Source organism: Franconibacter sp. IITDAS19 (assembly GCF_023079515.1).
GTDB classification, from domain to species: domain Bacteria; phylum Pseudomonadota; class Gammaproteobacteria; order Enterobacterales; family Enterobacteriaceae; genus Franconibacter; species Franconibacter pulveris.
The window spans coordinates 334,202-354,586 of sequence record NZ_JALJCP010000008.1 but is presented as its reverse complement, the minus strand read 5'-3'; the positions used below and the strand labels follow the sequence as shown (position 1 = coordinate 354,586).

Annotated in this window: 17 protein-coding genes; 3 read left to right on the top strand and 14 right to left on the bottom strand. The window is 57.5% G+C overall.

Annotation, left to right across the window (positions count from 1 at the left end; translation table 11 throughout):
• Positions 1 to 153: 153 nt before the first annotated feature.
• Positions 154 to 603 (top strand): type II secretion system protein N, encoded by a 450-nt coding sequence (locus tag MT962_RS18790; protein ID WP_247366211.1) that lies wholly within the window; start codon positions 154 to 156, stop codon positions 601 to 603.
• Between the two features lie 94 nt (positions 604 to 697).
• Here the strand turns inward: MT962_RS18790 and iagB are convergent, their stop codons facing one another.
• From iagB to gspD, 14 genes are all read right to left on the bottom strand, one after another.
• Positions 698 to 1,132 carry a type III secretion system invasion protein IagB gene (iagB, locus tag MT962_RS18785; RefSeq protein ID WP_024556261.1) on the bottom strand — a complete coding sequence of 145 codons (435 nt, stop codon included), beginning with the start codon at positions 1,130 to 1,132 and terminating at the stop codon, positions 698 to 700.
• Between the two features lie 57 nt (positions 1,133 to 1,189).
• Positions 1,190 to 3,769 carry a glycosyl hydrolase family 18 protein gene (locus tag MT962_RS18775; RefSeq protein WP_024556262.1) on the bottom strand — a complete coding sequence of 860 codons (2,580 nt, stop codon included), beginning with the start codon at positions 3,767 to 3,769 and terminating at the stop codon, positions 1,190 to 1,192.
• A 229-nt stretch (positions 3,770 to 3,998) separates the two neighbouring features.
• Positions 3,999 to 6,719: a glycosyl hydrolase family 18 protein gene (locus MT962_RS18770; protein ID WP_247366210.1), complete on the bottom strand. Its 2,721-nt coding sequence runs from the start codon at positions 6,717 to 6,719 to the stop codon at positions 3,999 to 4,001.
• 213 nt (positions 6,720 to 6,932) lie between these two features.
• The gene (locus tag MT962_RS22255) at positions 6,933 to 7,736 is read right to left on the bottom strand and encodes an A24 family peptidase (protein WP_281732752.1); all 804 of its coding nucleotides are present in this window, start codon (positions 7,734 to 7,736) and stop codon (positions 6,933 to 6,935) included.
• Entirely contained in the window at positions 7,733 to 8,212 is a 480-nt protein-coding gene (locus tag MT962_RS18755; RefSeq protein ID WP_028020006.1) for a type II secretion system protein M, read from the bottom strand. Before MT962_RS18755 ends, MT962_RS22255 begins: the two co-directional genes overlap by 4 nt.
• Positions 8,209 to 9,375, bottom strand: coding sequence for a type II secretion system protein GspL (gene gspL / locus MT962_RS18750; RefSeq protein ID WP_247366209.1), 1,167 nt, complete (start codon positions 9,373 to 9,375; stop codon positions 8,209 to 8,211). The genes MT962_RS18755 and gspL overlap by 4 nt, the downstream gene beginning before the upstream one ends.
• 13 nt (positions 9,376 to 9,388) lie before the next feature.
• The gene (gene gspK, locus MT962_RS18745; protein WP_028020005.1) at positions 9,389 to 10,441 is read right to left on the bottom strand and encodes a type II secretion system minor pseudopilin GspK; all 1,053 of its coding nucleotides are present in this window, start codon (positions 10,439 to 10,441) and stop codon (positions 9,389 to 9,391) included.
• Positions 10,438 to 11,160 (bottom strand): type II secretion system minor pseudopilin GspJ, encoded by a 723-nt coding sequence (gspJ, locus tag MT962_RS18740; protein WP_024561810.1) that lies wholly within the window; start codon positions 11,158 to 11,160, stop codon positions 10,438 to 10,440. Before gspJ ends, gspK begins: the two co-directional genes overlap by 4 nt.
• Positions 11,153 to 11,527 (bottom strand): type II secretion system minor pseudopilin GspI, encoded by a 375-nt coding sequence (gspI, locus tag MT962_RS18735; RefSeq protein WP_024556269.1) that lies wholly within the window; start codon positions 11,525 to 11,527, stop codon positions 11,153 to 11,155. Before gspI ends, gspJ begins: the two co-directional genes overlap by 8 nt.
• A complete protein-coding gene (gene gspH / locus MT962_RS18730; RefSeq protein ID WP_247366208.1) occupies positions 11,514 to 12,032 on the bottom strand; it encodes a type II secretion system minor pseudopilin GspH in 519 nt (172 codons plus the stop codon). The genes gspI and gspH overlap by 14 nt, the downstream gene beginning before the upstream one ends.
• On the bottom strand, positions 12,029 to 12,505 hold the full coding sequence (gene gspG / locus MT962_RS18725; RefSeq protein WP_024556271.1) for a type II secretion system major pseudopilin GspG: 477 nt from the start codon (positions 12,503 to 12,505) through the stop codon (positions 12,029 to 12,031). The genes gspH and gspG overlap by 4 nt, the downstream gene beginning before the upstream one ends.
• A 10-nt stretch (positions 12,506 to 12,515) precedes the next feature.
• The gene (gene gspF / locus MT962_RS18720; RefSeq protein WP_024561811.1) at positions 12,516 to 13,721 is read right to left on the bottom strand and encodes a type II secretion system inner membrane protein GspF; all 1,206 of its coding nucleotides are present in this window, start codon (positions 13,719 to 13,721) and stop codon (positions 12,516 to 12,518) included.
• Positions 13,721 to 15,202 (bottom strand): type II secretion system ATPase GspE, encoded by a 1,482-nt coding sequence (gspE, locus tag MT962_RS18715; RefSeq protein WP_188724235.1) that lies wholly within the window; start codon positions 15,200 to 15,202, stop codon positions 13,721 to 13,723. The genes gspF and gspE overlap by 1 nt, the downstream gene beginning before the upstream one ends.
• Positions 15,203 to 15,217: 15 nt before the next feature.
• Positions 15,218 to 17,197 (bottom strand): type II secretion system secretin GspD, encoded by a 1,980-nt coding sequence (gspD, locus tag MT962_RS18710; protein WP_024561812.1) that lies wholly within the window; start codon positions 17,195 to 17,197, stop codon positions 15,218 to 15,220.
• Positions 17,198 to 18,341: 1,144 nt separating this feature from the next.
• Here gspD and MT962_RS18705 point away from each other — a divergent pair.
• Both MT962_RS18705 and MT962_RS18700 read left to right on the top strand, forming a co-directional pair.
• On the top strand, positions 18,342 to 19,559 hold the full coding sequence (locus MT962_RS18705; RefSeq protein WP_247366207.1) for a peptidoglycan-binding domain-containing protein: 1,218 nt from the start codon (positions 18,342 to 18,344) through the stop codon (positions 19,557 to 19,559).
• A gap of 9 nt (positions 19,560 to 19,568) precedes the next feature.
• Positions 19,569 to 20,330 (top strand): general secretion pathway protein GspB, encoded by a 762-nt coding sequence (locus tag MT962_RS18700; protein WP_024556278.1) that lies wholly within the window; start codon positions 19,569 to 19,571, stop codon positions 20,328 to 20,330.
• Positions 20,331 to 20,385: the final 55 nt, after the last annotated feature.

The window sequence follows — 20,385 nt, the reverse complement described above, 5'->3', positions numbered from 1 at the left end:
GGGAAAAGGTCCTTTTTTGATTTATTGTGCTGGTGAATGATTCGCTGGCTAATAAAATTCGGGGTTGTTAGAATTCTCTCATTAAATATGACGTCGTAAATCCTCAAGTGAATTACGGCAATAATTCCAGCTTAAATTTAAATAGTGAAGAATATGATGACCCCTGCTATTAAAAAATATTTCGCGCCGGCATTATGCGGCATTATCGCTCTGGCCGGAGTGGCGCAGACCGCCAGCGGCTGGTTGAGCTGGTCGCAGACGCGCGAGCAGCTTGCAGCCGCCCCGGTCGTGGCCAGTACACCCGCATCGCCCGTCACGCTTGCGCTCTTTAACGCGGCGCCGACCACGCCTGACGTTCAGGCAAGTGCGCCGCAGCTGGCGCTGGATATCAGCGGTATTATTTTCAGCGATGATAAAGATCTTTCCGCCACGGTGGTTAAACAAGGAAACGAGCAGGTTATTTATCATGTCGGGGAAACGCTGAAAGGGTACGAAAATGCCCGGGTGACCGGCATCAGCAAAGATCATATTCAGGTGAATTATCAGGGCGTCGATCAGGATATTAAATTGCCGGCGCCGGACTATCAAAAACAGAGCGCATAATCGCTTCTCGCTAAAACTGGTGGCGACAGAAAATTCAGAGAGTGGGTTTTAGCGAGCCTGTTAATAACATAACCGGTGGGGAAATGCTTGCCGGTTATAATCCCTTCAAGCGCTGATAGCGCTGCCACACTTTCCAGGCATAGCGCATACGCAAACCGTGGCGGCTTTCGCTGGTGCCTGCGTTATACGCGCCGATGGCCTCCCAGGTATAGCCGTAGGTTTTTACCATCTGCGATAAGATGGAGGCGCCGACCAGCACCGACACGCACGGATCCTGCATCAGCAAAACTTCATCAACGCCAAGCTTACGCAATCGCGCAAAATGGGTGCTGTTGATTTGCATCAGCCCCACGTCATAGCTGCCGTTCGTGTTGACGTTTATCGCTTCAGGGTTCATGCCCGATTCCACCTGCGCGATGGCGTTAAGCAGCTTCGGGTCGAGATTAAAATAGTAAGCCGCCTCGTCCCAGCAGGTAGCCTGCGCCATCAGGCTCACGGCGTAAAGCGGCAATGCGAAACAGGCTTTCATGCTTTTCTCCTGACTGACAGGGCGCCGCCGCGCGCGGCGCCCTGGGCAGACTTCTGATTAACGTTTGATCCAGGCATCAGCCCAGTTCAGACCTGCGCCCGGCGCGTATGACCAGGCTGCGCCTTTACACCAGCCGGCATAAGGGAACGGTTTACACTCGTAAATATTGCCGTCTTTACCTTTCACGCGAGTGCCCGCCTTGTACTGGCTGATGTTCTGCGGATAAACGTACTGGAAGTCGCCGCCTGAAGGCTGCGGCAGCGGGTTTATCTGCAGCGTGGTCGACGCGTTAGCGCTCAGGCCGCTCTGGTCAGTTACCCTTACCGCCAGCGGGAACGACTGCGTGGCGGTGACGTTCGAAGCGACGATGGTCAGCGTATTGCTGTCCTGCCCCGTAACCTGGCCAATTCCGCTCGGCACCGTCCAGCTCCAGCGCAATTGTTCGCTGCTGCTGTCCGGGTCGGCGGCGGTGGCGGTAACCACAATGGTACTGCCGCTTTGTCCCTGGAAGGAGGAGGCCAGATTAATCGTGGGTGCGACGGGCTGAGACGCTTCCAGCACCGTGACTGAGGTGTCCGCATAGGCGCTGTGCTGCCCGTCGTTGACCGTCAGGCGGAAGCCATACTCGGCATGCTGCGAAGAAGGCGGCGTGAAGGTGCTGCGCGCCTGATTCGCATTGCTGAGCGTTACGCTCGGCCCGCTGGTTTGCTGCCACTGGTAGGTCAGCGTATCGCCGTCCGCGTCGGCTGAGCCGGAGCCGTCAAGGGTAACCGCCTGCGCGCCCTGCACCGTCTGGCTAACCCCGGCGTTAGCCACAGGCGCAACGTTAGACGGTGTTGGCGTTGGGGTTGGTGTCGGCTGGCTACCGCCGCCGCTGCTGCTGCTTGCCGAAGTGAACGGCGAGAAGACGTCGCTGAAGGCATAGAGCGGCGCCTGCTGGGCGGTCAGGCCGCTGTTTTCCGGGCCGACATAACCTTGCTGTCCCGGTTGGTCGCGGGCTATCGACCAGATGCCTATCATCCCAAGCTGCCGCTCCTGCGCCTGCTGCATGACGAGGCGCGCATCGGAGAGGTAAAAAGTTTCACCCTGTACGTCGTTGTAGCCAATCATCGGCGTGGTGCCGAGCATCGCGTTAATCGCGCTGTCGCTCTTCTCCGGCCAGATCTTCTTCACCTGCTGGAACAGGTTGTCGATAGCGGAGGTGGCGCATTTGCCGTGAATATTCTGCCCCTCTTTACCGGAAGACTGACAAACGGTGTTGCCGTAATCCATGGTCATGACGTTTACGCCGGTCAATTCCACGCCTTTGGCTTTCGCGTCTTCCAGCACATAGATGCCTTCCGGCGTCAGGCCGGTCGGCAAAATAGGCAGCGTAAACAGCAGCCCCACCTTGCGGCCTTCCTGTTTCCAGCGCTCCTGAACCATCTTCAGCGCGGTATTGCGCCGCTGGATAGATTCGTGGTCGGCGACCCAGTTGCCTTCGATATCGAAATCCAGCACCTTCAGATTCAGGTTATCGACGATATCGTAGTAGTGCTGTTGCAGGTCGTTGACGTTCTTACAGGCTGCGGCCAGCGGCGAGTTGTTGGCGCCGCCGATAGAGACCTGCACGTCGCCGCCTGCGTCGCGCAGCGCCTTGATTTTGCTGTACTGCGTGTAATCGTTGATATTATAGGCTGTCCCCCAGGTGGGCAGACAGGTGTTCGCATCTTTGGCGACGATAAACGCCAGCGTGTAGTGGGTTATCTTTTTGCTCGACGCCAGCGAGGCGAGATCGGGAATGGTATTCAGGGTGAAGTCGACATACGGGGCGTAAACGTGCGCAGGCCACTCCGACTTCGGCGTGCCGACCCGCTCTTTGGTGCCTGCCCAGTCAATGAAAATGCCCCACGGGGAAGGATCGCTCGGCTGCACATGCTGCACCGTGGCGAGCGAAACGTAAGGCTGCCCCTGGAATCTCACCAGCGATCCGGCCGGGTACAGTTTTTGTACATCCAGCGTCGGCGCGCTCGCCAGCTCCTGATCGGTCCATACCTTCAGCGTGCCAAGCGGCTTCCAGGGCTGACTGTTGTCGCCGGTGGGGTTCTGGTTTTGCTCTTTTGACGGATCCTGGTCGACGTTGTAGAACCAGGCTTTGTAGCCCTGGCCGTTCACCATCACCACATCGCCTTGTTGATACACCTTGCCCGCCTGCCACTGCGGCACGGCGACATACGCCATCCACGGGTTCGGTTCGCCGGGCGCGAACGAGGAGGGCGGAATGGGCATCAGCGCTTTATAGCTCACGCCATCTTTAGAAACTTTGTCATCTTTCTGGTAACTCTGGGCGCTGCTGTAATCGGGCAGCTTTGTCGCGGGCGCGCCGCTTGCAATATCGCAGTTTGAAGGGTTGCCGAATTGGGTAATTTCAATGGCCGTCGCGGCGCGTACCTGACGCCACGGGTTGCTCGGGTCGTCGGAGGTCGGGCAGTTGCTGGCGCCGACCCACCAGGCGTTGCTATACACGTTGCCGGCGAAAATAACCTGATACGTATCGCCGCCTTCCTGTCCATTCCACGCTTCCAGCGCCAGCGCCGGGGCCGCCGCGCCGCACAGGCTCAGTATGCCAATGGCCTGGGCTAATAGTTTTCTTTTCATAGCGAATGACCTTTGTTTGGTTGACTTAACTGCGGGGTTGGCTGAGGTGTTGTGCGTAGTCCGCCCGAAGGGGGCTATACGCGGCAGGGTGACAGGCAACGCTGCGAGACTTCCGCAGCGCCGCCCGCGTCAGACCTGTCATTCACCTTTGCCGGCGCGAGCGCGTCTTCGCGCCGGCGTGCCAACGTTCAGGCGTGTGCTTCGTGGCGCAACACGCCCGGCTGGCAGGTTACTGACACTCCGACGTCCCTGTTTTCACCCAGACATCAGCTTTGCCGGGTTCGTCCCCTTTGGTCCACCACTTAGCACGCCACTGCGAACCGGCGTAGTCGGTGGTCTCGCCGCCGTTGTAAACCACATCTGCCCGCCAGGACATTTTCACCTGGCTAACCAGCTGCCACTGGTCGGCGTCAAAGCCCGGCGCGTTGTTCTGCGTCCAGTATTTAGCTTTCCAGACCAGGTTGTTGTAGCTGACCGTTTCGCCGCCGTTATACACCTTGCTGGCAGACCAGGCCGGGTACTTGCTGGCGTTCGGGTCGGTTGGGGTAGCGCAACTGCCGCCGGAGCCTCCGGTGCCGCCGGTGCCTGTACCGTCATCCGGGGTCGGTTCCGGTTCAGGTGTCGGTTCTGGCGACGGGCCCGGGGTCGGATCCGGCGATGGCAACGGCTCTTCATCGTTCTGGCGTGGCGTAACGGTAATGCTGACCGACTGCTGAGTGCTGGTCTTACCGTCGCTGACGTTAACCGAGATGTTAAACGACTGGTTGGCAGTCACATCCGGCGCGGTAATGCTCAGATCCGCCGTATTGTTGCCTTCCGGCGCAAACTCAGACGGTACGGTCCACTGGTAAGTCAGCGGATCGTTGTCTTCGTCCAGCGCCTGAGCATGGAGGTTCAACTGCTGGCCCGCCTGAAGCGTGACAGCCTCAAACGCATTCACCGTTGGCGCATGGTTTGGCGCAGGCGCCTTATCCAGCACCTGAATATTGGCGGTGCTGCTCAGGCCGCCGCTGTCAGTGACTTTAAGCTGGAAACCATACGTCTTGTCAGTGGTGGTGGCAGGGGCGTTAAAGGTCGCTGTGGCCGTGTTCTTATTGTTAAGCGTCACGGTCGTGCCGGAAGTCTGGCTCCACAGATAGGTGAGCGCGCCGCCTTCCGGATCGTGTGATGCAGAACCGTCAAGCGTAACCTGCGCCGGGCCAGTCACCTGCTGGTCGGTAGCGCTGGCTACCGGTGGCTGGTTGGCCGGGGTTGGCGTTCCGCCGCCACCGCTGCTGCTCATCAGGCTTTCCTGCATTGCGTTGAGGATATCGCCGTTGTCGGCGTCAATTTCCCAGGCAAACAGGCCGCCCAGGCCTTTGCTCAGGGCATATTTACCCTTCGCGGCCACGGAACGGGCGTCGTCATAGGTAATCAAATCGCCGGTTGATTTTTTGAACAGGTAAGGCGCTTCGGCAGTCGCATCGTAGTTATACTCCCAGCCTGAGCCATTACGGTATTCATTAGCAATCTGGCGATAATCCACCACACCCGCTTCCCAGGTCCCTTTCACTGCGCCGGTTGCGGTGCCGCCGGTGAACGGGTTGTTGTTGGTGTAGCCGGAAACGCCGGTCCAGCCGCGGCCATACATCGCCACGCCCAGCACCAGTTTTTTCGGGTCCACGCCCTGGTCGAGCAGCAGTTTCAGGCCGTTATCGGCGGTGTACTGCGTATCCGGCTTCCACGACGGCGCATATATCGCTGTCTGATGACCGCGGTCGGTCATGCTCCAGGCGCCGTAGAAGTCGTAGCTCATCATGAAGATGTTATCGAGATACTGGCTGGCGGTACGGTAATCGACATTGGCAATCTTGTCGTTACCCACCCCGATTGCAGAGGTGAGCATATACGTTTTGCCGGTTTGCGACGTCAGACCGTTAAGCATGGTGCGCAGTTCGCGCATCAGCGCTGTGTAAGTCTCTTTATCCTGTGGCCCGCCAAGGTTGGGGTTCTCCCCGCCGCCGCCCGGGAATTCCCAGTCGATATCCACACCATCAAAGAATTTCCAGGTCAGCAGGAACTCTCTGACGGAGGCGACAAAGCGATCGCGCTTGGTTTTATCGCTCAGGAAGAAGAACGGGTCGGAAAGCGTCCACCCCCCGATGGAAGGCAAGACTTTCAGGTTAGGATGGGCGAGTTTCAGCGCCATCAACTGACCGAAGTTGCCTTTGTAGGGGTCGTCCCAGGCGGTGACGCCTTTTTGCGGCTTCTGAATAGCCGCCCAGGGGTCATGAATCGAAACCTGGAAATCCTGACGCCCGGAGCAGGAACGCTGCAGCGCTTCGAAGCTGTTGCTGATAGATTTCAGGCTGTCGTTAATCCCGTCGCCGCCGCAAATCGGGATAAAGCCGTACAGCAGGTGGGTCAGGTTATCCGCCGGAATTTTGTCCACGGGATAGTTGCGGTCATAGACCCCCCATTCCGGGAAATAGGCGCCGACTATCTTATTGGGGTGAGTCGAGTATTTTTTGTTCTTCTCACCCGGCGTGGCGACGAGCGGCGTCAGGTGGCTGCCGTCGGTGTCCGCCACGAGAATCAGCTTGCTGTCGCTCTTCGTGCAGCCGCTGGCGTTACAGACTTCAACCTGCGTCTGGTAACGTCCGCCTTTGTTTACCGCAAAGGAGGCTCTGCCGCTGGCGCCGGCTGCGCCGCTCCACACCTGCTTACCGTTCATCAGCACTTTTGCGCTGGTGCCGGTATCGCCGCTCCAGATATTCCATTCAATAACCACGTTGACGGAGTCGTTTCGCTTGACCAACTGGTTATAGGCGGTGGCGGACTGGTCCACCTCCACCAGGGCGAATTTATCCGTACCGCTGCTGATGATCGGCTTGCTGGGTAAAGCCGCCCAGGCAGGCCCGGTGACGGAAGCGATAGCCATCGCCAGCAGAGTTAACTTCATTCGTTTCATTAGTAAGCCCCATATTCAGATAAGTTACCGGCCTGCCATTTTCTGAGGGATTCAGAAAAAGCATGCATCCTAACGACTTGCCTGATAAATGCTATAAAACGGAAGTTCTTAATTTAGTGGTGCCTGGCCTCCTTAATATAAAGATGGTGAGGCATTATTAAGACAAGGTTCGTGGCCCATGTCGTAATAAAGCCGTAATAAGTCGAAGCGTTATTACCCGCCGTAGTGATAACAGATAAAAACCCACAGTCCGGCGAAACTTAAATAACTGCCGAAAGGAAAGGGCAGTGCGGTATTAAGCCGTCTCTCTTTCGCCGCGAACAGCAACCCGATGCAGCTTGCTATCAGGCAGATGTAAGGCAGCGACTGCCAGCCCAGCCAGGCGCCAAGCGCCGCCAGCAGCTTGAAGTCGCCATAGCCCAGCGCCTCTTTGTTCATCGCTAAGCGAAAAAACCAGTAAAGCGCCCATAAAAATCCGTAACCTGCCGCTGCGCCGAGAATAGCGTCATGCAGCGCGACGCTGTCGGAAAAGGTATTAAACAATAAGCCGAGCCATAATAGCGGCAGGGTGAAGCAGTCGGGCAATAATAAATATTGCCAGTCAAGCACGCTTAAAATAATCAGGAAGCTCACCAATAACCATCCGGCCATAATATCGCCAGGGTGGTGAAATACCATCGCCATTAAAACAAAGAGCAACCCGCAGCTTATTTCCACGCCGGGCAGCCAGCGCGGAATAGGCTCGCCGCAGTGATGGCACTGTCCGTGCAAAATAAACCAGCTCACCACCGGAATATTTTCCCACCAGCTCAATGAATGATGGCAGTGGTGGCAGTGGGAAGCGGGAAAGCTCAGGTGATACAGCACCGCGCTGTCCGCTTGCGCAAGCCGCGGCCCTCGCGAAATCACCATGCCGAGAAAACTGCCAACAATCGCCCCCAGCAACAGGCACTGCATATAAAAAAGCAGGGTGTACTCTTCGCGCATCAGGAAGAAGAGTTGCTGCGGCGTACTCATGAGCCTTTCCCCCAGAACAGCGTCATCTCTACCTTTAGCGCGTTGTCGTTTTTCGCAAGCGGCGTCAGGGTAATCGACTCAAGCTGAATGCCGCTTGCGCGATTAAGCGCGACATACCACTGAAAGAGCGCGGCGAAGGCGACAGGCTCAAGCGTAAGCGTCGCTTTTTGTCCCTGAATGGCGAGCTGGCTCGGCGCGAGCTTGTTTGCCTTCAGGCTTTCGGTCAACGCCTGCTGGGGGTTTTCAACCAGCGCCCGGCGCACCCGCAGGTCGTGCTGCTGCGCCTGAGTTAGCATCCAGGTCTGGGTATCGCGGGCGCGATTGATGGCCGCTTTGCCCTCGTCGATGGCGTTTTGCAGCGGCAGCCAGACCCCGTACCACAGGATGAGCCACAGCAGGGCGAAGCCCATCAGCAGCACCAGGGTTCTCTCGCGCGCGTTGCGCGCGCTAAACCAGGCGATAAGTTTCTGCTTCATTTTTTCACCGCCTCCCCTTTCAGTACGGCGGAGAACGGTTTGCCCGCCGCCGCGCTTTTTTCTTCAGTAATGGCGAAGGCGAAAGCGGGTTTCGCCTGGTTGACGAAAGCCTCGACGCGCGCCTTGCCGGGGGCGGTCACGTTCAGAGTAAAGGCGCTCTGCGCGGCGTCATAGCGCACCACGCCCAGTTCGATGTCGTTAAACGCGCTTTTTATCTGATCCAGCTGCGCAATATGCTGAAAGAAATCGTGTTGCGGCGTTTTAAGTTGCTGTGTGAAGTGATACTTCAAATTACTGGTAAAGGACGACTGGGGAAAATAAGCCTTGAACAGCGCCTGCACGCTCGCTTCCGCCGCTTTTTGCTGCGTTTTTATCTGCCATAAGTTGGCAAGCTGCGGCAGCAGGCTTAACAGCAGCGCGAGGGCCACCGCGCCGATAAGCGGTTTGCGCCAGCGGCGCACCTCTTCTTTAATATCCGCCTGCTGGCTGAACGCGCCGTGCAGCAGGGTAAATTTTTTCGCCCGCAGTTCCGGGACGATAAGGCGCAGCGGGTGCTGCCAGGGCTGCGGCTCTACCGAGTCGCGCCAGGCGGGGATCATGTCGCCATAGCACTGGTGATTTCCCTCGCCAAGGCGCGCCATGACGGCGGGCAACAGCGTGTCGCTGACTACGGTCGCTTGCGCCTCGCCCGGGCGGATCCACCACTCCTCTTCCAGTGAAGCAAAGGTTGCGCCATCGGGATTAAAGGGCAGCAGCAGGGCGTCTGGCACGGCTTTCACTACCTGCAAACCGGCGTCATGGCAGGCATCCAGCATTTGCTGGAGCAGGGTGGCGTTGATGGCCGCCGCGGTGACTTCATTGCCCACTTTACGCACCACCGTCCAGTGCAGGTCTTCCACGTCGCCCATCAGCGACTCTTCCGCCAGCCAGCTAAACTGCGGCAGCTGGGCGAACGGGCCTTTTTTTGTCAACGTGAAGTCGCGAAACACCACCTCGCTTGCCGGAATAAGCAAGCAGACCGCGTTCGCCAGCGGATGGGACGCCAGTTCGCTAAGCTGCGCCCAGCCTGCAAGCTTAGCGGGTTCGTCCGCCGCGCCCATAGGCCACCACCAGACGGCCTGTTCAGGGTTGGAGCCCGCTCTTATTATTAATGCGTTTTTCATCAGCGCATTCCTTTTAATCGACGAGGCGATAGCGGCGGGACCAGAGCAGCTGGTTGCCCGAGGCGGTATCGACATAAAGGGCGTCCGCGCTGCGAAGCGTTAACGCCTCTGTGTTCCCCGTGTGATACAGGGTGTAAAACTGGCTGTTTAAGGTGAGGTACTTATCAAGGCTCGCCGCCTGGCTCTTCACCGGAAACTGCTGTTCAAGCTGTGTCTTAAACGCCTCGAGCGACTCCCAGCCCGCTTCCGGGCGCTGGTCGATAAGGCGCATCACATCTTCCGCCGTCAGGCTGCCGAAAAAGAGCGCCGAAAGCAGAGGGGCTTCGTCGCGCGTCAGCGTATTGACGTTAATCGCCGTTTTGGTGGCGGGCAGCGCGCACAGCAGCGTTTTGACTTTCGCGTAATAGGTCAGCGGAAAATCGGGCAACAGCTTCAGCTCGCTGATGGAAAACATCATCTGGCGCGCCGGAACGCGGGGCGGCTTGCGCGCGGCGTAGGCCGGAGCGAAATCCCGCGGCGCGGCGTTCGGGGCGCTGTTCTCCACACCCAGGTAATCCTCCAGCTGTTGATAAACCGTCTCCGCGCTCGCCGGGTTAATGCCGGCGCTGGTGAGCAGGGACTGCACGATTTTCGCCTGCTGCGCTTCGGGCGTTAGCGCCCCCGCATCGTTCGGCGCGCCGGACGCTTCGCCAGCGGCGCTGGCGGCGGGCGCGGCGCTATCGGTCGCCAGCAGCGAATTCACGTTAAAGCAGTTTTGTCCGTCCACCAGTTCGCTCTTCAGCGTCACTTCGCCGTCGATACGTTCCAGCGGCTCTTTCCAAAGCTGCTGGATGGAGCCCGCTTTTTGCGGGTCGGCGATATCTTTCGCCAGTGCGTTCAGCACCTGTTTATCCGCGCCGAGGATGGCCCAGCGCAGCTGCTGTTGGCTCAGCTGATACTGAATGCGCTGCAGATTGCCGCTAAATTGTTGGCTGATTTTCGCCGCCATTACCGACATCAACACCAGCAGGATCAGCACTACCAGCAGCGCCACGCCGCGCTGGCGCCGGTCGCTTCTCAGCTTCATGGTTGCGCTCCTGTGTTGGTGGTGGGTTGAGCGGGCGCGTTGCCCGCGGCATCTGGCTGTTGAGTTTCCTGCGGGCTGGCGTTCGGATCCTGCGCAGGCTCTGTCGGCGTATCCCCTTGCGCGCCTGCCGCCTCGGTCGTTATCGGCCAGCCGTCGGTGACGACAAACACCCAGCGCCACTCTTCGTTATTTTCCAGCGTGACGGTCAACTCCACGCCCTGCGGAATGGCGGTTTTCGAGGTCCAGTCACTACGCCAGCCCTCGGCGAAAAAGCGCCATTGCCCGCTTTTCACATGCTCCAGCACCGGCACCTGCACCCCTTCGACGGGGCTGGCTAAGTCGAGCGCCGGCGCAACCTCGCGCCACAGCGTGTTGTCTTTCAGCCGCCAGGTGACGCGCAAAATATCTGGCTCCTGCGGCCTGCCAAAACTCGCCAGCCCGTCCTGGGTAGTAAAGGAGAGTGCGTTTTCGCTAAGACGCAGCGCCTGGTCATCGCCGTTGACGGCGCGCGGCAGCATCTGGGTGAGGTCGCGCTCAAGGCGGCTCCAGGTCAGCTGCAGCTGGCTCAGGTTCGCCGTCTGTTTATCGGTGAACGCCGAGTTCTCCATCGCGCCATGGATAATCTGCCAGGCCATCATGCTGATAAGCGCGAACACCATCAGGGCGATCATCACTTCCAGCAGGGTGAAACCCTGTTGCAGGCGCAGGCGGCTATTCATCGCTGCTCCAGACGGAGGCGTCCGTTAACGTCGCCAGCGGGCGCGTTTTCTCCTCCGGGATATAAACCGTGACCTGGTTTTTGCTGGCGCCGTCGGCGTCTTTTACCGCCTGCGTGCGCCACAGCCACATTTGTCCGCCCATTTTCACCGTCCCCTCCTGCGGCTGCTCGCTAAAACGGTTGCTGGCAAGGTGGGCTTCAGCAATGACGTTCTCCGCCACCCAGCTTGCGCGCAGCACGTCGCCAAGCCGCCCGGTGTAATTGCTGCTCACGCTGATGGTGTTCATCAGCGCCAGCGCGGCGGTTGAGAAAATGGCCAGCGCGACCATTACCTCCAGCAGCGTCATGCCCGTTTCACGGTGTGCCATGTTCATTCCTTAATGCCAGCGTTACCGGCATCGCCCCTTTTGAAATCACATCAAAACTCTGCTGATCGCCAGTCGCGCTCAGGGTGAGGGTAAAAACGCTGCTCTCCCCATCCGGCAAAAAGAGGATCTGCGGCGGCGATACCAGCGACTCCGCGAGCCTTTGCGGCGCAAGCGATACGCGCAACTCTTCCGGAAAATCGCCCCGGGTGGTAACGCGTCCGGCATCAAGCGGCTTCCACGCCGCGGGCTGTTCCGCCGACGCCTCGCTGGCGTTAAGCACAACCAGCCGGAACTCGCGGTCGGTTATCACCATGCCAATCACGTTCCCCTCCATAACCGCGCGGGTGGAGGCATACTCCAGCAGCGTTTTAAACTGCTGGCCGAAGATGCCAGGCCCGCTGCGCTCCGGCAGGGTCATCACCACCAGCAGGGCGCTGCTGGCGAAAATCATGATGGCGAGCATCACCTCCAGCAGGGTGAAGCCCCGTTGCCGCGCGCGCATCATTTTTGCTGCGATTCATCAGCGGACTTCTTATCCAGCGTCCAGTTGGAAACGTCATCCGGGGTGTTTGGCTCCGCGTCGGGACCGGCGGAGAAAATGTCGATAGGGCCGTGCTCGCCGGGGCTGACTATCAGGTAATCGTTGCCCCAGGGGTCCTGCGGCAGCCGTTTGATGTAGCCGTCCGGGCGATAATTTTCCGGCACCGGCGACAGCTCCGGCTTGGTTATCAGCGCCTGCAACCCCTGTTCGGTGGTGGGGTAGCGATGGTTATCGAGCTTGTACATGTCGAGCGCGTTTTCCATGGCGATGATGTCGCTCACCGCTTTTTGCTTATCCGCGCGCTCTTTGTTGCTCATCAGGTTCGGCACCACCATGCTGGCGAGAATGCCGAGGATGACGATGACCACCATGATCTCCAGCAGGGTGAAGCCGCGCTGGCGGAACATTGTCTGAAGGCTGGCTGTTTCTCTGTTCATACCGTTTCTCTCACCCCACCATGTTATTAAGTTGCAGTATTGGTTGCAGAATCGACATCACGATAAAAAGCACGATGCTTGCCATCGAGACCACCAGCACCGGCTCGAAGATAGAGAGCGTCAGGGTAATGCGGTGTTGCAGCGCCTTGTCCTGGTTATCCGCCGCCCGCGCCATCAGCGGTCCGAGCTCGCCGCTCTCCTCACCGGAAGCGACCATGTAAAGCATCATTGGCGGAAAGAGCTGGGTCTGTTCTAAAGAGGCGTTGAGCGTCGCCCCCTGGCGCACTTTGTCGGCGGCCTCCATCAGCCGCTGGCGGACAAAGAGGTTCTCAAGCCCCTCCACCGAGATAATCATCCCCTCCAGCAGCGGCACGCCGCTGGCCTGCAGGATACTCAAGGTGCGGATATAGCGGGCGCTGTTGGTCGCCCGGGAGAGCTTCTGCAGGGGCGAAGACTGGATCTGCCAGCGGTGATAGCGCAGCCGGTTATCTCCTTTTTTCAGCCAGAAGCGAAAGCCCACCAGCGAGCCGACAATCGCCGCCACGATGAACAGCCCGTACGCCTGCAAAAAGTCGCTCACGGCGATAAGCGTGCGGGTGGTGACCGGCAGCGTCTGCTTCATCTGCACAAACTGGCCCACCACCTGCGGCACCACTGCCACCAGCAATATGGAGATAACCGTGATAGCCACTATCGTCAGGGTGATGGGGTAGACCATCGCCTGAGTCAGTTTGCTTTTCATCTGCTGGCGAATTTCGTTGTAATCCGCAAGCTTATCCAGCACGCCGCCGAGATGGCCGGTTTTTTCCCCGGCGGTGACCAGCGTGCGGTACAGGTTGTCGAACGCCTGCGGATATTCTCCCAGCGCTTCGGAGAGCGAATGGCCTTCCACCACCTTTTCATGGATCAGGGTGAGCGCCTGGGCGAGCTTCTTATCCTCGGTCTGGCGGGCGATAACCCGCAGGGCGCTCTCCAGCGGCAGCGCGGCGTTGGTCAGGGTGGCGAGCTGGCGGGTAAAAAGCGCCAGCGAATTGCTGGAAAACTTCTTGCCGCTGCCCGCTTTGCTTGCACCGGGCGCGCTGCTCTCCTGAATGCTGACCGGCGTTAAACCCTGCTCGCGCAGCTGCTGGCGCACCTGGCGCGGCGTGTCCGCCTGCATCGTTCCGCGCTCGGCTTTGCCGTTCGGCGCCGTGGCTCGCCACGCATACCAGGCCATTACGCTTCATCTCCCTGGCCGGTGGTGGTAACGCGCATCACTTCATCAAGCGACGTGATGCCCTGGACCACTTTAAGCAGCCCGTTCTGGCGCAGGCTGCGGGTACTTTTGCGCAGAATCGGCTCCATGGACATCTCATCCAGGTTGTCGTTGATGGCGCGCCGCAGTTCCGGGTCCATCACCAGCAGTTCGTGAATGCCGGCGCGGCCTGCATAGCCGCTGTTGCGGCACTTCTCGCATCCGCCTGGCCCCCAGACGCGTTCGGGCGGATTGGGCAAAAAGGTGAACATCTCCGCCTCCTGGGGCGTGAGTTCCACTTCTTGTTTGCAGTGCGGACAGAGGCGGCGGACCAGACGCTGGGCGACGACCCCCAGCAGCGATGAACCGATAAGAAAGGACTCAAGGCCCATATCGCGCAGGCGGGTGACCGCGCCGCTGGCGCTGTTGGTATGCAGCGTCGACATCACCAGGTGGCCGGTAAGCGAAGCCTGCACCGCGATTTGCGCCGTTTCGCTGTCGCGGATTTCCCCCACCATCACCACATCCGGGTCCTGGCGCAAAATGGCGCGCAGGCCGCGGGCGAAAGTCATATCCACGCGCGGGTTGACCTGCGTCTGGCCGACCCCTTCCAGTTCATATTCGATAGGGTCTTCCACCGTCAGAATGTTGCGCTGGTTGCGGTCGAGCGAGGAGAGCACGGCGTAAAGCGTGGTGCTTTTCCCGGAGCCGGTCGGGCCGGTGACAAGAATAATGCCGTGCGGTTTGTCGATAAGCCCGCGCATGTAGTTCAGGTCCTGCTCCGACAGCCCGAGCTGATTCAAATCCATCTTCATTTTCGATTTATCGAGCAGACGCATGACCACGCGCTCGCCATATTGCGAGGGGATGGTGGAGACGCGCACGTCGATGGCGCGTTTGCCGATACGCAGCGAGATGCGCCCGTCCTGCGGCAGACGTTTTTCTGCTATATCCAGCTTCGCCATTACCTTGATGCGCGATACCAGCAGCGGGGCGAGCTTGCGCGCCGGTTGCAGGATCGACTGCAATACGCCGTCCACGCGAAAGCGGATGCTTAACGTTTTCTCAAAGGTTTCAATATGGATGTCCGACGCGTTCTCTTTTACCGCTTCGCCAAGAATGGCGTTGATCAGGCGAATAACCGGCGAGTTTTCGTCGTTTTCCAGCAAATCTTCGTTATCCGGGATCTCCTCCGTAAGCGCCATCAGATCGATGTCGGCATCCATGTCTTCCATGATTTGTTGCGACATGCCGCTGCTCTGCTGCCAGATGCGCGAGAGCATTTCATCAAACGCTTCGGCGCTGAGTGTGACCGGTGCGAAAGGGCGGTGGATCATGCGCTGCATCTCCAGCACGGCGCTAAGCGGCGTGTTCTCGCGGATGTAGATCTGCTCATCGGCCATCACTATCCCGTGCTCCCGGGCATAGCCGTAAGAGCAGAATGATTTGCTGGTCGTCTCCATATCTCCCCCAGAAAGCTAGTTACGGAACGGGTTGCGGCCGCGCGGCGTCGCGGACGACGTCGGCGTTACCGTGGGTGAAACGGTAGCAGGCGCGTTGTCGGGGTAAGTCGGCAGCGTTTTCGGATCCGTTGGCGGCAGAATGCCTAATTTGCGATCTTCCAGCCGCTGAAGCTGCGCATCACGCGTGCTGTTGTATTGGGTACGGGAAGAGGTGCGGTAATCGGTGTCGTTACGCAATACGGTCGGGCGGATAAATACCATCAGATTACGCTTGCCCTTGGTGTTGCTGGTGTAGCGGAACAGTTGGCCAATCAAAGGGATATCGCCAAGCAGCGGCACTTTTTGCACCGTCTGGGTGGTGAGGTCTTCCACCAGGCCGCCCAGCACCACCGTCTGGCCGTCGCGCACCAGCACTTCGTTGCTAATGGTGCGGGTGTTAAACGTCGGTCCGAGCGCGCTGTTGCTGGAGGTGGGGTCTACGCTCGACACCTCCTGCTCTATCTTCAACTGCACGGAGTTATCGTCATTGATTAACGGCGTTACCTTCAGCTTGGTACCGACGGTTTTACGCTCAACCGTGTTGAAGACATTGTCGCCGGTGGTGCTGGCCTGCGAGCCAGAGAGCACCGGCACATCCTGGCCGACGTTAAACGACGCCTCTTTGTTATCGAGCGTCACCACGCTTGGGGTGGAAAGAATGTCGTTTTTACTGTCGGAGGCGATAGCGGTCAGCAGCACGCCGAAGTCGCCGTTGAAAAAGCCGGTGGCGATGCCGTTATAGTTGTTCAGTACGTTGGTTAAGGGGTTGGTGACCGTCAGCCGCCCATCCTGATCGCGCTGATCAAGCCCCATCTGCACGCGATTAATGCCAAGACCGGTGCCGGTGAACTGGGCGATGCCGTGCTTCTGGATCCACTGCACGCCAAGGTTGAGCCCTTCGCCGTTCTGCACCTCGACGATAATTGCCTCCACCAGCACCTGCGCCCGGCGAATATCAAGACGGGCGATGACCTGCTCCAGCGACTGCATGACATCCGGCTGGGCGCTAATGACCAGCGCGTTGTTCTGATCGTCGGCGGTGATATTTAAGTCGTTTCCCGCAGTACCACCCGCCGGGGAGCCCGGCCCTTTGGCGCCGCCCGCTTTGCCTTTCTCCGCCTGGATCTTGTCGCCGATGCCGTTCAGCACGTTGGCGATTTTGGTGGCGTTTGCGTACTTAAGGTAGAAGACGCGGGTTTTGCCTTCGCTCACTTCGTAGCGGTCAAGCTGCGTAATCAGCCGCCGCGTGCGGTCACGCGCCTGCTGCGAACCGCTTAAAATCAGCGTGTTGGTACGGTTATCGGCCACCACTTTGGCGGCAAGCTGCGGCGCGCTCTGGCCTTTTTGCTCTTCGTTGGTGAGGTTGTTGAGCATATCGGCAATTTCTTTCGCCGTGCCGTAGCGCAGGGTGTACGTTTCCCGTTGCTGTACCCCGGAGGCGTCGACGCGCCTGACCAGATCCACCAGTCGGTTTACCACCGAGGCTTTACCGGTGAGCAGCAGCACATTCGAAGGCTCGTAGTTCACCACGTTGCCGATGCCGGAAGAGTCATTAAGCTGACGAAGCAGCGGCGCCAGATCGCGAACCGGGACGTTTACCATCTGCACGACGCGAGTGATAATTTCATCCCCTTTGCCCGGGTTCTGGCTGTCGGCAATCGGCACCCCGGCGGTTTTCGCCATTGACGAGCGCACCACTTTCAGCATGCCGTTATCCATCGGAATTGCGGTAAAACCGTAGAGATCCAGCACGCTCAGGAAGAACTGGTAATACTGCTCTTCCGTTAATAAATCATAAGTGCGCACGGATATGGTTCCCTGAACTGAAGGGTCGACCAGAATCGTTTTATTCAGATTGCGGCCTGCAATATCGATGAATTCATGAATGTCAGTGTTTTTAAAACTGGCGCTAAAGTCAGCTGCAAAGGCGGGCGAAGAGCAGGAAAGCGCCGCCATGCAGAACAGAGTAATTCGTCTGAATTTACCGTTCATAATGGGTGACATTGCGTAAGTTGAATGTAAAGATTTTTCTAGCTGAAGTTTATTTGGCTGTCTACTTAATAAATTAACTTTCGCTTCGCTTACGCGCTATCTTGCTGATTTAAACGAAATTAAATTTTCGGATTTTTTACTTTCTCTGCTTATTAATATCACGATAAAAAATTAACTTGTACAACAAAAAGACGTTGTATAACTGTTTTTTATTCAGCTTTATAAGCGGGTTAAATAGTTTTCAAGTGTGTTTTTTTAGACGGTTAATAGATATCTTAACGTTTAAGTTGATGATTAATTAACCGCGTCTGGCGAGACGGCAAGTTTTTTTTAATGACATGCGCAGTTTTTTTTTCGATCTTTCTAAAAAGGACGAAAAATAGCGGCCTAAGGCTGGGTTTATAAGGGGTTTGCCGCGCTTTTTTAACAAAAAAATAAACCTGAAAAAAGGCGTTACGGCCAGTGATATAAATCACGTATTTGTATAGTTTATTGATAATTATCAATTTTTATTTGACGTGACATTTCTTGACACACCTTTTCATTGCTCCTATAGGTACAAGGGGTTTCGCTTTCAAAACATCACCCGGCCTGGCTGTTCTTCTCTTCTGAGAATGGGAGGGGGAGGCTTTGCCTGTAGAAAACAAAATGAATTAAGCGCGTTAATTTAGCGTTTTGTTATTCGTCGTTTTCAATAAATGTTCGCGAGGTAAAAACGATTATGTATCTTACACATTTCGGTTTTACTGATACGCCATTCAAAGAACTGGTTTATCACAATCTTAAGCAGCGCTGTTTTATTAATTATTTTGCGGGTGTGGAGTTGATGCTGGCGCACGCCTGCAATAATCCAGGCGCTGTTGGGCTTTTTAGTAATGATGATGAGGTTATTTCCGCCTTCATTACAATGCTTCGCCAGCAAAATGATAAGCAAAGCTGCTTGATGGTTATCAATAAAGGGTTGCAGATTCGGGAGTTTGAAAAACGTATTTCCGAGTTTTTACTTGATGTAATGAAACGTGACAAAAATGCAAAGCCAAAAAAACTGCTGATATTACAGATACAGGATGAGCTTACGTCGTTGCACAGGCGCATTTTACGAAAAGTTATGGATAAAGCGCAGGAGCAGGGCGTTGAGATAACGCTATTGCTGGCGGGAAATCCTTTATTGGCAGAAAAAATAAATAGTCTGGCAGGCATCGGACCGCTGCGCTCGCAGATTATTATCCGGCCCCCCACTTATCAGGAAATACGCGACTGGTTTCATCATCAGCAGTTATGGAACGGGGCCACCACTTCGCGCTTTTCCACGCTGCAAATCATGAGGATCGCTTCACGCTGCGAGGGACGGCTTTCACAAATGGCCCAGGTGGCGCACTACGCGCTGCTCGCCGCTTTCGCTGAACGCAGCAGGAAGGTGAAATTTCGCCATGTAAAAATGGCGCTTGCGGAACTCACCGCGCCGCGGCGGAACGTTGCGCTGCCTCTGCTGGCGGGCTCACTGTGGCTGGGTGTGTTTATCGCCGTCGGCTGGCAGACGCTGCCGCATACCTCGCCGCTGCTGCCGCTCCCCGCCGCCTGGGCGCAGAGGCCCGCGCCGCCGGAAGAAAAACCGCTGGTCAGAATTGAAGATTCCCTCGACAAGCCCGTTAACGCCATGCGCCAGCTTTACCGCGTCTGGGGCTATGACGTGCCGCTGGAAGAGGCGTTCTGCGAAGAGGCGAACCGCGCGAAGCTGCAGTGCAAGAGAGGGGAGAGCCCTGTTTCGACGCTGGAGAAAAACGGTTATCCGTGGATTGCGGAGCTGAAGGTGGGTGGTCGCATCGGCTACGCAAGCGTGGTACGCAGCGGGCCGCAAGATATGGACTTGCTGATGGGCAACAAAACCTGGCAGGTCTCTCGCGACTGGTTCAAAAACGCCGCCACCGGCAACTATGTGCTGCTTTATCGCCTTACCCCGCAGGGCAACAGCAAAGTAGACGCGAAAAGCGACGCCAGCGAAATCAACTGGCTTAACAAAATGCTCAGCCGGGCGCTGATGAAGCCGAAAAACAGCGCGCCCGGCTGGTCGCAAGCGCTGGTCGACAACATTAAAGAGTTTCAACGCAAGGTGGGGTTAAAAGCGGATGGCCAGATTGGCGAAAGCACGCTAATGCGGCTGCTTATTTTGTCTGGCGAATCGCCGGGGCTTATCCGCGATAAAGAAACCGAAAACACTATTCAGAAAGTGCAGAACCGCGAACCCGCAGCGCAGCCGCCCGGCACGGCGCTCGCAGAAGCGCTGCCCTTGCAAAAGGCCACGGTCGCTATGACCACCAGGCAGTGAGGAGCCACCATGTCTGAAATTTTCACCGCCGCCTATGAGAGCGTGCAAACCAACCAGCGCGTGCGCTTAAGCCGCCGCCGTCCCGTTAAGCGTCTGGCGCTGGCGCTGCTGGCGTTTGGCGCTGGCGCTATCGCCGCCGGCGTCGGGGGCAGTTATCTCCATCTTTACTGGAATTTTCGCAATCCCCCGCCTGCGCCGGTGGTGAAAGTGGAGCAGCCGGAAACGTTTATTTCTGAGGTTCACTACGTCTACACCACCAAAGCGCTGCCCACCACGCAGCCGCAGGTCGATGAGTTGAAAAACGCGCTTTTCGCCCGCTCGCCGCTGCAAAACCCGCTTAACACGCCGCCGGAGAGCGAACCGCTGTTCCAGGAAAGCGCGCTGATGCTGCCGCCGGAAGGGGGCGCAGACGCGGCGAAGCTGCGGGAAAAACTGGCGATGGCGCTGCGCGAGCAGAGCCGGGAATTCAACTCTGATGTCCCGCCAGGGGCGATGGACGAATCGCAGCCGCAGGCGGAGCGTGAACCGGACAAAGCGCGCGACGACGACCAGACGGTGCTGCGCCAGCGTCTGCCTTACCTCAAATATCAACAGCACATGTATTCATCTGACGGCGTAAACAGCCGCGTGAAGCTCAATAACCATTTTTATAAAGAAGGCGACAGCCTCGCGCGCAACGTGGTGATAAGCAAAATCGCCACCGACAAGCTCATCGTTAACATCGACGGCAAACCCTATAGTCTGCCTTCGCTGAAGGACTGGAAGCCTTAAAACGTCAACCGTTACGAACACAACAGTTAAACGCGCATAGCGGCTGCGGACGTAT